Annotated in this window: 14 protein-coding genes; 10 read left to right on the plus strand and 4 right to left on the minus strand. The window is 58.7% G+C overall.

The window, feature by feature from the left end; all coding sequences use genetic code 11:
• Positions 1-28 precede the first annotated feature (28 nt).
• Together RBB63_RS17685 and RBB63_RS17690 are read right to left on the minus strand one after the other, a co-directional pair.
• A complete protein-coding gene (locus RBB63_RS17685; protein WP_309386322.1) occupies positions 29-250 on the minus strand; it encodes a Nif11-like leader peptide family natural product precursor in 222 nt (73 codons plus the stop codon).
• Between the two features lie 95 nt (positions 251-345).
• Entirely contained in the window at positions 346-525 is a 180-nt protein-coding gene (locus RBB63_RS17690) for a hypothetical protein (protein ID WP_309386323.1), read from the minus strand.
• On the opposite strand from RBB63_RS17690, the gene RBB63_RS17695 reads away from it, so the two are divergent.
• The 10 genes from RBB63_RS17695 (at position 526) to RBB63_RS17745 (ending at position 10,036) form a co-directional block, all read left to right on the plus strand.
• The gene (locus RBB63_RS17695; protein WP_309386324.1) at positions 526-1,533 is read left to right on the plus strand and encodes a methyltransferase; all 1,008 of its coding nucleotides are present in this window, start codon (positions 526-528) and stop codon (positions 1,531-1,533) included.
• Between the two features lie 82 nt (positions 1,534-1,615).
• Positions 1,616-1,810 carry a 50S ribosomal protein L35 gene (gene rpmI, locus RBB63_RS23610; RefSeq protein ID WP_343219135.1) on the plus strand — a complete coding sequence of 65 codons (195 nt, stop codon included), beginning with the start codon at positions 1,616-1,618 and terminating at the stop codon, positions 1,808-1,810.
• 79 nt (positions 1,811-1,889) lie between these two features.
• Positions 1,890-2,267 (plus strand): 50S ribosomal protein L20, encoded by a 378-nt coding sequence (gene rplT / locus RBB63_RS17710; RefSeq protein ID WP_309386325.1) that lies wholly within the window; start codon positions 1,890-1,892, stop codon positions 2,265-2,267.
• Positions 2,268-2,372: 105 nt separating this feature from the next.
• Complete coding sequence (pheS, locus tag RBB63_RS17715; protein WP_309386326.1) at positions 2,373-3,413, plus strand: phenylalanine--tRNA ligase subunit alpha; 1,041 nt, start codon at positions 2,373-2,375, stop codon at positions 3,411-3,413.
• 38 nt (positions 3,414-3,451) lie between these two features.
• The gene (locus RBB63_RS17720; RefSeq protein ID WP_309386327.1) at positions 3,452-3,823 is read left to right on the plus strand and encodes a four helix bundle protein; all 372 of its coding nucleotides are present in this window, start codon (positions 3,452-3,454) and stop codon (positions 3,821-3,823) included.
• 57 nt (positions 3,824-3,880) lie between these two features.
• Positions 3,881-6,292, plus strand: coding sequence for a phenylalanine--tRNA ligase subunit beta (pheT, locus tag RBB63_RS17725; RefSeq protein ID WP_309386328.1), 2,412 nt, complete (start codon positions 3,881-3,883; stop codon positions 6,290-6,292).
• A 73-nt stretch (positions 6,293-6,365) separates the two neighbouring features.
• Positions 6,366-6,653: an Asp-tRNA(Asn)/Glu-tRNA(Gln) amidotransferase subunit GatC gene (gatC, locus tag RBB63_RS17730; RefSeq protein ID WP_309386329.1), complete on the plus strand. Its 288-nt coding sequence runs from the start codon at positions 6,366-6,368 to the stop codon at positions 6,651-6,653.
• 51 nt (positions 6,654-6,704) lie between these two features.
• Positions 6,705-8,165, plus strand: a complete 1,461-nt coding sequence (gene gatA, locus RBB63_RS17735) for an Asp-tRNA(Asn)/Glu-tRNA(Gln) amidotransferase subunit GatA (RefSeq protein WP_309386330.1) — start codon at positions 6,705-6,707, stop codon at positions 8,163-8,165.
• A gap of 24 nt (positions 8,166-8,189) precedes the next feature.
• The gene (locus RBB63_RS17740) at positions 8,190-9,344 is read left to right on the plus strand and encodes a class I SAM-dependent rRNA methyltransferase (RefSeq protein ID WP_309386331.1); all 1,155 of its coding nucleotides are present in this window, start codon (positions 8,190-8,192) and stop codon (positions 9,342-9,344) included.
• A 47-nt stretch (positions 9,345-9,391) separates the two neighbouring features.
• A complete protein-coding gene (locus RBB63_RS17745) occupies positions 9,392-10,036 on the plus strand; it encodes a hypothetical protein (protein WP_309386332.1) in 645 nt (214 codons plus the stop codon).
• Here RBB63_RS17745 and RBB63_RS17750 read toward each other — a convergent pair.
• Both RBB63_RS17750 and RBB63_RS17755 read right to left on the minus strand, forming a co-directional pair.
• The gene (locus RBB63_RS17750; protein WP_309386333.1) at positions 10,033-11,286 is read right to left on the minus strand and encodes a tetratricopeptide repeat protein; all 1,254 of its coding nucleotides are present in this window, start codon (positions 11,284-11,286) and stop codon (positions 10,033-10,035) included. The two genes, RBB63_RS17745 and RBB63_RS17750, sit on opposite strands and share 4 nt — an antisense overlap.
• On the minus strand, positions 11,287-12,639 hold the full coding sequence (locus tag RBB63_RS17755) for an AAA family ATPase (RefSeq protein ID WP_309386334.1): 1,353 nt from the start codon (positions 12,637-12,639) through the stop codon (positions 11,287-11,289).
• Positions 12,640-13,645 lie beyond the last annotated feature (1,006 nt).

Below are 13,645 nucleotides of genomic sequence, written 5' to 3' on the forward strand. Positions count from 1 at the left end.
TGCGCAAGAAGCGTGGCAGCGGCTACGCTCAGCGCAACCAGATCTGCCGTGTGCGTGGATTGCCCGAGGAGGCAAATTCGAGCTCCTCTTCGGCGAGCACGGCGTCGAGCTCCTCATGCGTGAAGTCGTAGCCGTCTTTAACCGCTTCGGCGATGAATTCATCTTTCGTTTCGATGACGTTGTATTTGTGGCGGAGGTTTTTATCTGCCCCTCCAGCGAACAGCAGTTTTTCGACGTTCTCCTTGGACATGGTTGGAATGCGTTGATCGTTGATGTGGGCGAAAATCGAACCGCCGATTTTTGCCGCAAATGTGCAGCATGCCACGGGCCGCCAAGGCGAAATGATCAATCTTTGCGGCGAGTAGTCGCGCCGGTAATTGAGCTGATTAGCGAACGTTCGCGTTGGATGAGTCTGCTTTCTGCAGTGCCGGAAAAATGCGGTGTGGTATTCAAGATGAAGCAATGCTCATCATTGGACCAGTGTTCGACCTTGCTCAAGGGCGACTCTTCAGTTGAAATTTGCACATGGCTACCTCGAACCGCGATCTCGACAAACTGTGGGACTTATTGCTCGCGCCCGTGGCGACTCAGGCGATTGGCGCCATGGCGCGGCTCGGCGTGGCGGACTGCCTGGCCGATGGCCCGAAAACGACGGCCGCAATTGCAAGCGCCGTCAACGCCCACGAGTCCAGCCTGCGCCGTTGCCTGCGGATGTTGACCGGCTATGGTCTTTTTGAACGGGCGGGGGAGGATGCCTGGGCGCTCACCGAGATGGGCGCCGCGCTCAAGTCGGATTCGCCGATGCCGTTTCGCTACCGGGCCATGGTCCACACCGATCCGGTTAATTATGGCATCTTGCAGCGCATGACCGAGTGCATCCAGACCGGCGAACCCCAGGCCGAGGCCGCGCTGGGCAGCAGCGCTTGGGATTTTTACCAGAGCCATCCCGAGCACGGGGGCAATTTCGGCCAGGCGATGGCCAATTTCTCCGAGGAGTCGATCCAAGCGGTGGTCGAAAACTGCGATTTCTCCGCCGCCGGGACGATTGTCGATGTCGGCGGCGCGTATGGCGCGCTGTTGGCGGCGGTCCTGAGGAAGGCGCCCGAGGCGAAGGGTGTGCTCTTTGATCTGCCCAACAGCGTTGAAAACGCAGACGAAACGCTGGGCGATGTCAGCCCGCGCGTCGAGCGGGTAGGGGGGAGCTTTCTGGAAGATCCCTTGCCAGCGGGGGACCTTTTCCTGCTGAAACACGTCCTGCACAACTGGGACGACGCGCGCTGCGTGACGATTCTGAAGGGCATTCGTGCGGCGATGAATCCCGGCGCGAAGCTACTCGTGGTGGAGGTTGCGCTGCCCGAGGGCGATGCCTACGGCCCAGCTTTGCCCATGGATTTGCTGATGATGGTCGTGTTGGGCGGCGTCGAGCGCACGCTTGCAGAATACGAGGCGCTTTTTGCCCAGGCAGGGCTGAAATTGGCGCAGAATATCCCCAACGACAGCGTTTTTGCGCTGATTGAGGCAGTGGCGGTCTAGCAAAGAGTTCCATTTCCACGTTAAAAAACACTTGCCAAACGCCGGGAAACCCTGTGTTTTCTTCGGCTTTTCCACAATTCATATGGCACAGAAAACACGCAAAGCTATCGCCAAGCGCATCAAGGTCACAGGCACAGGTAAGGTTCGTCGCTGGAAGGCAAACCACCGCCACCTGCTGCGTAACAAGTCGCAGAAGACCAAGCGCGCGATGCGTCAAGATCACGGTCTGGGAGAGGGTCAAGCCAACCAGATGCTCCGTGGTGTTCCGCACGCGTAACCAATAAATAATCCGGGCGCGTTCGAGGTGACAACACTAGGCGACCTCGCCGCCCACGAAACCAAGGAAATCACACAACATGCCACGAGCAACCAATGCACCCGCCACCCGCGCCCGCCGCAAGCGTAAGCTGAAGCAGGCCAAGGGATACTTCGGCAATAAGTCGCGTCTCTATCGTTACGCGAAGGACGCCGTATCGCGCTCCGGTAAGTTCGCTTACCGCGACCGCCGCAAAAAGAAGTCCGAGTTCCGTCAACTCTGGATCGTTCGCATCAACGCTGCCTGCCGTCCGCTGGACATCTCTTACAGCCGCCTCATGGAAGGCCTCAAGGCTGCCGAGATCGGTCTCGACCGCAAGGCGATCAGCGAAATGGCGATCCACGACGAAGCCGCGTTTGTTTCTCTCGTCGAAAAGGCTAAGGCCGCTCTTGCGGACAAGGCTTCCAAGGCTGAGTAAAGAAACACCAAGGCAGGACTGTCCCTGCTTGACGAATTTACGGAGGCGGCCAACGATGGCCGCCTTTTTTATTGCAGCGAAACTTGCGATAACCCGCAAACCCTCATGAAGGAACAACTCCAGGCAATTCTCTCTGAAGTCGAAAGCGCCATTCCGGGCATCGTCAAACGACCGGATTTCGAGGCGTTTAAGGCCACTATTTCCGGCCCCAAAGGCAAGCTGACGGACATTCTTAAAGGCATGAAAGACGTGCCCAAGGAAGACCGTCCCGCCATGGGCAAGGTGATCAACGAATACAAGGTGCAGATCGAGGCCCTCTACACGCAGGCCCTCGAAAAGCTGGAAGAGCTTGAGCTCGCCGCCCGCATCGGCCCGGCCATCGATCCCACGCTGCCCAGCCCCGACCCGGAAGCCGGCCTCTTGCACCCGCTCACGCAGACTCGTCGCCTGATGGACGACGTGTTCCGCAAGATCGGCTTCACCGTCGCCGAAGGCCCGGAAGTCGAGACCGAGTGGTTCTGCTTTGACGCGCTCAATACGCCCGAAGACCACCCGGCCCGCGACGAGCAGGACACGCTCTTCATGCCGGAAGACGCCAAGCTCAGCAACGTCTCCAAGAAGGGCGACGAGCGCTACATCCTGCGCTCGCACACCTCCACGGTGCAGATCCGCACGATGCTCGCCGAGAAGCCGCCGCTGCGCATTATCTCGCCCGGCCGTGTATTCCGCCGCGACACCACCGACGCAACCCACAGCGCCAATTTCCACCAATGCGAAGGCCTCTACATCGACCGCGAGGTGACCATCAAGGACCTCAAGGCTGTGCTCGATTACTTCGTGGCCGAGATCTTTGGCAAGGGCTCCAAGGTCCGCCTGCGCCCGAGCTTTTTCCCGTTCACCGAGCCGAGCTTTGAGCTCGATATGATGACGCCCAATCTCGGCAAGCTGTCCAACCAATGGATCGAGCTTGGCGGCTGTGGCATGGTTGACCCAAAGGTTTTCGAAAACGTCGGCATCAACCCGAACAAGTGGACCGGCTTTGCCTTCGGCATGGGCGTGGAGCGCATCGCGATGATCATCCACGGCATCGACGACATCCGCCACTTCTACAACAACGACCTCCGCTTCCTGCGTCAGTTCGCGTAGGGGCAGTATTCAGGAGTCAGAAGAGAGTAGACAGAATTATGAATGCTGAAACGAAGCCCAGCGCAGTGCGCTTTACAGACTTACTAGTTTGGCAGAAGGCTCATGCATTCGTTTTGTCAGTCTACCGGATGACGGCTGATTTCCCTAAGCATGAGTTGTATGGACTAACGTCACAGTTTCGCCGCGCGGCGGTATCGATTCCGGCAAATATTGCTGAAGGGTTTCGTAAGCATGGGGCGAAAGACAAAGTCCGTTATATGAATATCGCGCAAGGTTCTCTCGAAGAGTGCCGGTATTACCTAATTCTTGCGAGCGATCTCAATTATCTACCAGAAAATTCAATGATGCGTGATCTAGATGAAGTTGGGCGCATGTTGAATTCATATGCGTCAAAAATCGCATCCCATTAACTATCCCGATATTCTGAATTCTGTATTCTGACTTCAGTATTCTAAAACACCTTTCCCATGAAAGTATCTTTAAACTGGCTAAAAAACTACGTCGATCTCGACGCCTCCGTGGATGAAATCTGCGAGGCCCTGCCGATGATCGGCCTCGAAGTAGAGTCCGTTCAAACAACCGGCATGCCCCAGATCGACAACCTTGTCGTGGGCGAAGTCCTGAGCCGTGAGCAGCACCCCAACGCGGACAAGCTTGGCGTTTGCCAAGTGAAGTTTGCGCCCGATCAGGAGCCGACGCAGATCGTCTGTGGCGCTAGTAACTACCAGGTCGGCGACCGTATCCCGGTTGCCCTCATCGGCGCGAAACTCCCCGGCGACTTCAAGATCAAGAAGAGTAAGCTGCGCGGCGTCGAGTCCAACGGCATGATGTGCTCCGCGAAAGAGCTCGGCTTGGGCGACGACCACAGCGGCCTGATGATCCTCACGGACCGCCCGGAAATCGGCACGCCGATGAACGACATTTTCAAGGACAGCGACACCGTTATCGAGCTGGAGCTGACTGCCAACCGTGGCGACTGCCTGAGCCACATTGGTGTGGCGCGCGAGCTCGCGGCTTACTTCGGCAAGGAGCTGAAGACGCCCGAGGTTAAGGCGGCAGCAGGGCAGGGAACAGGCCTGCTTTCCACGGTCGAAGTCACGACCGACGCTTGCCCGCTCTACACCGCGTGGAGCATCAAGGGCGTGAAGATTGCCCCGAGCCCCGAGTGGCTCAAGAAGGCGTTGACCGCCATTGGCCAGCGCTCGATCAACAACGTGGTCGACGTGACGAACTACGTGCTGATGGAAACCGGCCAGCCGCTGCACGCGTTTGACGCGGGCAAGATCAAGGGCGGTAAACTCGTCGTCCGCCAAGCTACCGAAGGCGAGCCGATCACTACGCTCGACGAAAAAGCGCGCACCCTTTCCGATAAGATGATGGTCATCGCCGATGCCGAGCGCCCGCTCGTCGTGGCTGGCGTCATGGGCAGCCTCGATGCCGAAGTCGACGACAACTCGGTGGACATCGTGCTCGAAAGCGCGTGGTTCCAGCCGGGCGCCGTTCGTTGGGCAACGCGTCGTCTCAATCTGTTCTCCGACAGCTCGCACCGCTTCACGCGCGACGTTGATCCAGCGGGCGTGGACTACGCGGCGAAGCGTGCGATCGATCTGATCATCGAAGTCGCTGGCGGCGAAGTCGTCGGTGCGCCGATCGTGGTGGGCGAGGCCCCGCGTGGCGACCGCACCATCGAAATTTCTGGCGACTACGTGCGCAAGGTTTGCGGCTTCGACGTGAAGGACGCCGAGATCGAATCCTCCTTCCAGCGCCTCGGCTTCATTGTCGCGGGCAGTGCTGAAGGCTGGCAGGTCACGGTGCCGAGCTTCCGCCCGGAAGTTGACCGCCCGATCGACCTTGTCGAAGAATTCATCCGCCTCTACGGGACGGCGAAGATCCCGGAAGGCGCAGTCAAGGCGACCGGTCTCCCGCGCGACGACGCGCCGCTCGCGAAATACAATCGCCTCGCCGCCAACCTGTTGGCGTCGAACGGTTTTGCCGAGTGCTCGCACTACACGCTGGTCGATGGCGACCAACTGGCGCCTTACGAATTCGAAGATCAATACCCGGCGCTCAAGCTGGCGAACCCACTCACGTCCGAGATGGGTCACCTGCGCGCATCGCTGATCCCGGGCCTCGTCAAGGCGGCTGCGCTCAACCAAAGCCGCGGCAATGCGCCGACGCGTTTCTTCGAAACCGGCCGTGTGTTCCGCAATGGCGGCAAGGACATTTCTGAAATCGCTTCCATCGCCTTCGTGTGGCGCGCCGATGCAGAAGGTCGCAAGTGGCGTGAGCGCGGCGCTCCGGATTTCTACTCGGCCAAGGCACTTGTGGAGAATCTGCTGAGCCTCGGCGGCTTCAAGTGCCCGAAATGGGACACGACCGACCACCCCGCATGGCAAGATGGCCAAAGCGGTGGCGCCGGTTGCTGGGTGAAGGCACAGGTGATGGTCCGCGCCGGTCTTTTGGACATGAAGATGCTCAAGGACATGGAAGTCGACGGCCTTTGGCTGGCAGGCGAAATCCTGTTCCTCGCTGCGCGCCAACCGAAGAACGACAAGGCCGCGCGTTTCCAGGCATTCAGCGATTTCCCTGGCAGTGAGAAGGACCTCGCGCTCGTGGTTGACGCCGAGTTGCCGGCCGAAAATGTCCGCAAGGAACTCGCCAAGGCAGCGGAGAAATCCACGGCCGGCGCGTTTGGCGTGGACTCCGTGGAGGTGTTCGACGTTTACACCGGCACGGGCCTGTCCGAGGGCAAGAAGAGCCTGGCCTTCAGCATCAAATACCGCAGCCCTGAGCGCACGCTCAAGGACAAGGAGGTCAATTCGGCCTTCGCTGCGGTGCAAAATGCGATGAAGGAAGCGGGTTACGAAGTCCGCAGTTAGAAAAGGCAAAATGATAAAAGTAGCCAAAGTTTTTCCTTTTTCCTTTTTCTTTTAATCTTTTTCCTACCATCCCATGGCCCACACCGAAATTGACATCGACAAAGTCGCCAAGCTTGCGCGACTCGACCTCTCAGACGAAGAAAAGCAGACCTACGCCGCTCAACTGGGGCAGGTGTTGGAGCACATGGAAAAGCTCAACGCTTTGGACCTGGACGACGTCGAGCCGACCGCGCACTCCTTCCCGTTGAGCAACGTGCTCGACGAAGACGTCGCCGAACCGGGCTTCACGCCGGAAGAGGCGCTGCGCAATGCGCCCGCTCAGCGCGAAAACCAAGTCGTCGTGCCAAAGGTCGTTGAATAAGATTAAAGGAAAAAGATTAAAAATTAAAGTAGGTGTAAGCCGCTGATTAAAATGCCCGAACTTTACGAACAAACCGCTGCTGAATTGAGCGCCCTGCTGGAGCAGGGGAAGGTGAGCGCCAAGGAAATCATGGCCGCCTTTCTCTCCCGCATCGACAACGTCGAGGGCAAGGTCCGCTCCTTCAATTCCTTCGACCGTGAAGACGCGCTGCGCCAGGCGGATGAGTCTGATACGCGTCGCGCGGAAGGCCGCGCGCTGAGCCCGCTGGATGGCATTCCGGTGGCGCTGAAGGATGTGATCGCGGTCAAGGATCAGCCGCTGACGGCGTCCAGCAAGATCCTCAAGGATTTCGTTTCGCCCTACGACGCGCACGTGACGGAGCTGCTGAAGCGGCAGGGCGCGGTGCTGTTTGGTCGACTGAATCTGGACGAGTTCGCCATGGGCTCCTCGACGGAAAACAGCGGCTTCCAGCGCACCTGCAATCCGTGGGATCTGGAGCGCATTCCGGGTGGTAGCTCGGGTGGCAGCGCCGCCGCAATTGCTGCTTTGGAAGCGCCGCTCACGTTGGGCAGCGACACCGGCGGCTCGATTCGCCAGCCCGCTTCGCTCTGCGGCTGCGTAGGCATGAAGCCGACCTACGGCCTCGTATCCCGCTATGGCCTGATTGCCTTTGCCTCGTCGTTGGACCAGATCGGCCCGTTTGCGAAGTCGGTCGAAGACGCCGCGATTTTGCTGCAAGGCATCGTCGGTCACGACCGACGCGACTCGACCTCGATCAAGATGAAGATTCCGGATTACCGCGCCGCGCTGACGACCGACAAGAAGTGGCGTCTGGGCGTGCCGAAGGAATACTTTGGCGAAGGTCTCGACCCGGAAGTCCGCGCCGCAATCGACGCCGCGATTAAGAGCTACGAAGCGATGGGCCATGAGATTGTGGAAGTCAGCCTGCCGACGACTGACCTCGCCGTGCCGGTTTACTACATCCTCGCGCCGGCCGAAGCGTCGTCGAACCTCTCGCGCTACGACGGCATCCGCTACGGGCACCGTAGCGCCGAGGCCAAGGACGCGATCGACGTTTACTACAAGAGCCGCGCCGAAGGCTTTGGCCCGGAGGTGAAGCGCCGCATTATCCTCGGCTCGTACGTGCTTTCCAGCGGCTACTACGACGCCTATTACCTGAAGGCGCAGAAGGCTCGCACGATCATTCGCAACGACTTCAACGCCGCCTTCGAACAGTGCGACGCGCTGCTAACGCCCACCTCGCCGACGGCCGCGTTTAAGGCTGGTGAAAAGGCCGACGACCCGCTGTCGATGTATCTTTCGGACATCTTTACGATCAACGTAAATCTCGCCGGTCTGCCGGGCATCAGTGTGCCTTGCGGCTTTACGAGCGGCGGTTTGCCGATCGGCTTGCAGATCATTGGCAAGGCTTTCCAGGAAGCCGAGATGATGGCCATCGCGCATGCTTATGAAAAGCAGCACGATTGGTCAAAGCGCACGCCTGCGCTTTAAATTAACTTTCAAAGAACGGAGAAAATGAATTTGCCGGCACTTCAACTCAAACCCGGTAAGGGACCTCGCGCGCTGCAGGGGCACCCGTGGGCCTACCTCAGCGATGTTCGGGAAATGCTGCCGGACAAACTATACGGCAAGGCCGTGGAGCTCAAAGACTCGCGGGGCAAGAGCCTCGGCGCCGGTCTTTACAACGGGCATTCGCAGATCGTGTGGCGTCGCTATTCGCGCGAGGTCGTGCCATTCAATCGCGCGTATCTGCTGTCTGCGATTGGCGCTGCGATGGGCCGCCGCCCCGATGAGCCCAACCGCCGCATCGTCTGGTCGGAGGCGGATGGTTTGCCGGGCTTGATCGTGGATCAATTTAGCGATGTACTCGTGGTGCAATTGCAAACCCTGGGCATGGACGACCACCGTGCGGACATCGAGTCCGTGCTGGTTGAGCTGTTGTCGCCGAAGGAAATCGTTTACCGTAATGACGCGCCGAGCCGCCAGAAGGAAGGCCTGAAGCTGGAGTCGTCCACGATGACCGGCGAGCGCCTGCCGGCGCAGTGGTTCGAGATCGATGGCGTGCAGTATTTCCTCGATCACCTGTCGGGGCAGAAGACCGGATTCTATCTGGACCAGCGCCAAGAGCATTTGCGCATCGCATCGATGGCCAAGGGGCGCCGTGTGCTGGACGCGTTTTGCAACCAGGGCGCCTTCGGCTTGCAGTGTGCGAAGGCGGGCGCAGCGTCAGTTTTGGCGCTCGATATCTCCGAAGATTGCATCAAGGCAACGAAGCTGAACGCTGGCAAAAATCAGCTGGCCGTGGATGCAGAAGAGGCGAATGTTTTCGACTGGTTCACGAAGAACCGTAAAGGCGAATACGACCTGATCGTGCTCGATCCACCGAGCTTTGCGCGCAACAAGAAGGCCGTGGGCGGCGCGTTGCGCGGCTACAAGGAGCTGAACTTGCGCGCGCTTAATCTCCTCGCGCCGGGCGGTATTTTGGCGACGTATTCCTGCTCGGCGAGTGTCGGGCTCGAGCAGTTTATCGAGGTGGCTCAACAGGCTGCGAGTGACGCCAAGCGTGATGTGCGTTTGGTGGAGATCACTGGCCAGCCGGCGGATCACCCAGCGTTACTCAACATGCCCGAGAGCCACTACCTGAAAGGGCTGGTCTTGGAGGCGCGTTAGCGATTTTTGCGCTTGGAGGGGGGGGGCTTGCTCCCTAGCTTGCTGGGATGGAATCCGAAACCGTAGTCTCGTCGCAGATGTGGATCGCGCTGGCTGTCATGCTGTTGCTCTTGCTGGGCGGCGTGGTGGCCTCGATCATGTATAGCTTCAAGCTGCATGGGCGCATTGTGCATCAGTTTCGGTTACTCGGGGAAAAATTCGGCATTGAGCTGGAGATTCCCAAGGCGACGATGGGGGGGCTCTATCGCCGGAATCCCACGCTTTACGGACGCTGCCGTGGGCATGAGATGTCGATTTACCCGCATGGTTACGGGCTGGACAACACCCGCCAAACCGATGTCGCGGTGCGCATTACGACGCGGGCCAGCGCGAAGCTGCACCTGACTTTGGCCAAGCGCAACCTGTCGGGTAAACTGGGTCAAGTCGGCCGCCTCAAGGAGGTGATGACCGGCGACGCCAAGTTTGACGAAGTTTACTCGCTCAAGAGCAATGACGCCGAGGCGGCGTTGGCGATTTTCAATGAACAATGGCGGGCAAAAGTCGTGGCCGAGTGGCCGGCGGAGGACTCCTTTTTATCGCTGGATAAAAGCATCCTCACACACCTGAAGTCTGGGCTGCCTTACGATGACAAGGCGCGCGAGGAGGTCGAAGCGATGGGGGAGTTTTGCCTCGATTTCTCCGAAAATATTTAAAAATCCCGCGCCAGTATGGTTGGGCCAATCCAACTGAAAGCCACGAGGATATAAATCGCGGTGTCTCGAACCGCGTGGATTTCCGGGATATCGAAACCAGCGAAGTGCATGTAGGCTGAGACCAGCAGCAGCGCCATACAGATGAGGGAAATCGTTACGCAGCAAATGAATTTTTTTCCGGTGAAGCGACCGGCGTAGGCTAGGGGGAGGGTCGTCAACAGGAAGCCAATGCCCGTCAAGAAGAGCGGATTCGGCTCGTAGAGGAAAAAGTAGGACAGCATGATGCCGAAGCCCAGGTAGCAGGTGGTGGCGACCGCAACGGAAATCCACTTTTGTGACGTGCTCAGAATTCGGCGACCGCGCCGCGAGAGCATGAGCAGCAAGTTGAAAATGGCGTCGCCCGCCCAAGTCAGGAGGACGAGGCACATCCACAGGCTGACGACGATGCCAGCTGTCATCAGGTAGCCTTTGTCGACGAGCATGCGCCAGGAAATCTGATAAACCAGGTAAGCGCCAATCAACACGGCGAAACGGCCCATTGGCTTGAGGCCGGACATGAAAAACGAATACGCGAGCAGCGCGCCGTAAATGCTGCTTTTCGCCTTCATGGCGGCGATCAGACCTTCGCGGGCATGGGGGGAGTTGGGCTCGCGGCTCAATGCTTCGGCAAAGTGATTGAGCGCCGCCTCGCGGTCGCCGACCTGCAAACGCGCCCACCCCGCGTTGGTGTGGGTGTAGGCGTCCTCCGGGTCTCGTTTCAGGGCCAGATCGATTGCTTCGAACGCTGAGTCACCGCGGTTCAGGAAGAGTAAGGCGCGGGCGTGGGCGTTGATGCAGTTGCATTCTTCCGGGTCTCTTTCGAGGCCTTCATTGGCGTAGCGGAGTGCGTTGACCCAGTCGCCATCGGCGCCGTAAGTCCAGGCCAGCACGCCATAAGTCGCGGCGTTTTCCGGGTCTAGCTTGAGCGCCATTTCACAGTCTGTCCGGGACTGCTTGACCTTCTTCAAGTCCAGGTAAATGCGGGCGCGTGTGAGGAAGCATTCGGGCTCGTCGGGGGCCATGCCAATGGCGCGGTTGATGGAGTCCAGCGCTTCGGCGGTTTGATTCATTTGAATCGCAGCCTGGGCAATGATGATGTTTGCGCCGACGGAATGAGGATCGGTGGCCAGCGCTTCCTGCGCGATGGCCTGGGCCTCCTTGAACCGCTTCACGTTGAGCAGTTCCCACGCTCGATGGAGGGTTTGCGACATTTAGCGCTTCAGTTTCAGGTGCTCCAGGATTTCATCGTACAGGCCGCTTTGGTTGGCGTAGAGCGCGTAATTCTTAGCCGTAGCGAACCATTCACGGGTGCTCGGTTTGACACGTTTGGCAGCCTTGAGCAGGTCTTTGGTGTTCAGGGGGACGAGGTCTCCCCGGGCCATGGCCTCCTCCAGTTTTGCCTCGATGGCGTCATCGACCAAGCCTTTGAGGTCGGCGCCGGAAAACCCGTCCGTCTTCTTGGCAATGGCTTCGAAGTCGATGCGATCAGCGGGCTTGTTGCGCAGCATGACCTGAAGGATGGCGGCGCGGGCGGGCAGGTCGGGGGGGGGGACGAAGATGATGCGGTCAAACCGGCCGGGGCGGCGGAAAGCCGAGTCAAGATGCCAGGGGGCGTTGGTGGCGGCGAGCACGAGCAGGCCGTCGTTGTTGGAGTCGACGCCATCGAGCTCTGAAAGGAATTGGTTGATGGTGTTGCGGCCGGCGCTTTGCTTGAGGTCGGAGCGGCTGGCGCCGAGGGCGTCTACTTCATCGAAGAAAAGCACGCTGGGCGTGTGGTGGCGGGCCTGGCTGAAGATTTCGTGCAGGTTTTTTTCGCTCTGGCCGATCCACATATCGAGCACGTCGTGGAGGCCGACGGCCATGAACCGCGCCTTGACCTCGCCAGCGGTGGCGCGGGCGAGCAGCGTCTTGCCGCACCCGGGTGGGCCATAGAGGAGAATGCCGCCGCCGACGCTTTTGCCGTAGGCCTTGAACAGCTCGGCATTGGCGATGGGGTGGATGACTTTCATGCGGATCTGGTTCTTTACCTCGTCCATGCCGCCCACGTGATCAAAGGTCATGTCGGGCTCTTCGCTTTCGAGAAAGCCGGAGCCGGGGATGTCGCCAGCGGGGAGCCGGGGGGGGAGGGCGTCGTCCTCTTCGGGGTCGTCCATGAGGAAGGGAGCGAGTTCTTCGTCGAGGGATTCATCCTGAAAATCCGGGTAGTCATCCAGCAAGCCACGGTAAACCTTGGCCGCTTTGACGAGCTCGGTGGTTTGGGCGAGCACGCGGGCGTAGAGCAGCTTGCCGGAGGGCTCCAGGCGATCAGCGCGCTCCAGGGACTCCAGCACGACAAGGGCTTCGGACTGTTTTCCCTGCTGGAAATAGGCTTCGGCCAGTTGCTCATTGAGCTTGCTGTTGTTGGCCTCGATTTTGAGCGCCTCGCGGAATTCTTCTTCGGCGGCGGCGAATCGCCCGAGTTTCATCAGGCGGGTTCCCAAATGTTGACGCAGGGCAATGTTCTCCGGTGAGAACGAGAGCGCCTGTCTTAGCGCCTGAATTTCCTCAGGTTCTTCGTTAGCCATAGTAGCGGATATGCTCACAAACTGAGGCTTAGGGTCAATTCTGTAGTTTTTGAATGTCATCTTACAATAGAGGGGTGAAAGTTCTGGTTTGGTTTTTGATTCATGAAGGGGGGAGGGGGGAGTGTGAAAGTAATTTGGCTAGAGCACTTTTCATCTAGATTGGCCGAGTCAGGTGGGGTAGAGATTGGATGCAGGGCAAGGCGGCTTTGATTGAGCAGGCTGTAAGCCCGTGATTGAAATGCCAACGCCGCGAACTTCCAATCTGGCCCCAAGCCCTAAACCGAGTGCTTTTCCGCGCCAGCGTTGTTGGCTTTTCGCTCACAGGCTTCCAGCCTGCGACGCTCAAGCCGCCTTGCTGGACACGAAAAATCACTGCGGCCTGATCGGCCTATCTAGATGAAAAGTGCTCTAAAGGCGGCGCAAAGACGCCGGCCCGGAAGCCTGCTTGGCTCAGGTAGAAATCGGGCGCTGACAACTAGCGGGGGACGCCGTGCGTCGCCAAAGTCAGCGTGGGTAAAGTGGTCGGTGAGGCGCGACGCTATGGAGGGCGCAGCGTGCGGAGCCGGTTGTCGATGAGGTGATTCATGACGGACATTTTATCAACGATCCGCCGAATTGAAAATGGCTCAGTTGGCTCAGTTGCTTCAGTTGGCTTGATTGGCTCAGTTGGCCACTTTTTTTAACTTTGCATCGCAAAGTAATACGAGTGGGCGCCAGTCAGTAGCTTTCACTGGCTCTGAATATTAGTGAGTAGCTCTGACTAATAGTAAAATGGGCCTGCGGGGCCCCGATTTCGGCGCCGCGTAGAAATTTTTTTGAAAAATTTTCTAAAATATTTCGGTTGCTCAAGGTTGGGGTCCCGCCTTCAGGAGGGACTCCAACCAACTCCGCTATTTCAATGCAACCCCGCTGACGGCGACTTGGTTTATCTAGAGATAACATGAAGTTGCCGGGTCCAGCACTTGCTCAACCCGGCAACCGATGATAGATATAAAACAACACCTGG

This window comes from Cerasicoccus frondis (genome assembly GCA_031296915.1).
In the GTDB taxonomy this organism is placed as follows: Bacteria; Verrucomicrobiota; Verrucomicrobiia; order Opitutales; family Cerasicoccaceae; genus Cerasicoccus; species Cerasicoccus frondis.

Coding starts and splice junctions, on each gene's coding strand:
- rpmI (WP_343219135.1), top strand. CDS start 1,616: ATGGCACAGAAAACACGCAAAGCTATCGCCAAGCGCATCAAGGTCACA.
- RBB63_RS17685 (WP_309386322.1), bottom strand. CDS start 250: ATGTCCAAGGAGAACGTCGAAAAACTGCTGTTCGCTGGAGGGGCAGAT.
- RBB63_RS17745 (WP_309386332.1), top strand. CDS start 9,392: ATGGAATCCGAAACCGTAGTCTCGTCGCAGATGTGGATCGCGCTGGCT.
- gatA (WP_309386330.1), top strand. CDS start 6,705: ATGCCCGAACTTTACGAACAAACCGCTGCTGAATTGAGCGCCCTGCTG.
- RBB63_RS17750 (WP_309386333.1), bottom strand. CDS start 11,286: ATGTCGCAAACCCTCCATCGAGCGTGGGAACTGCTCAACGTGAAGCGG.
- gatC (WP_309386329.1), top strand. CDS start 6,366: ATGGCCCACACCGAAATTGACATCGACAAAGTCGCCAAGCTTGCGCGA.
- pheS (WP_309386326.1), top strand. CDS start 2,373: ATGAAGGAACAACTCCAGGCAATTCTCTCTGAAGTCGAAAGCGCCATT.
- RBB63_RS17740 (WP_309386331.1), top strand. CDS start 8,190: ATGAATTTGCCGGCACTTCAACTCAAACCCGGTAAGGGACCTCGCGCG.
- RBB63_RS17720 (WP_309386327.1), top strand. CDS start 3,452: ATGAATGCTGAAACGAAGCCCAGCGCAGTGCGCTTTACAGACTTACTA.
- RBB63_RS17755 (WP_309386334.1), bottom strand. CDS start 12,639: ATGGCTAACGAAGAACCTGAGGAAATTCAGGCGCTAAGACAGGCGCTC.
- rplT (WP_309386325.1), top strand. CDS start 1,890: ATGCCACGAGCAACCAATGCACCCGCCACCCGCGCCCGCCGCAAGCGT.
- pheT (WP_309386328.1), top strand. CDS start 3,881: ATGAAAGTATCTTTAAACTGGCTAAAAAACTACGTCGATCTCGACGCC.
- RBB63_RS17695 (WP_309386324.1), top strand. CDS start 526: ATGGCTACCTCGAACCGCGATCTCGACAAACTGTGGGACTTATTGCTC.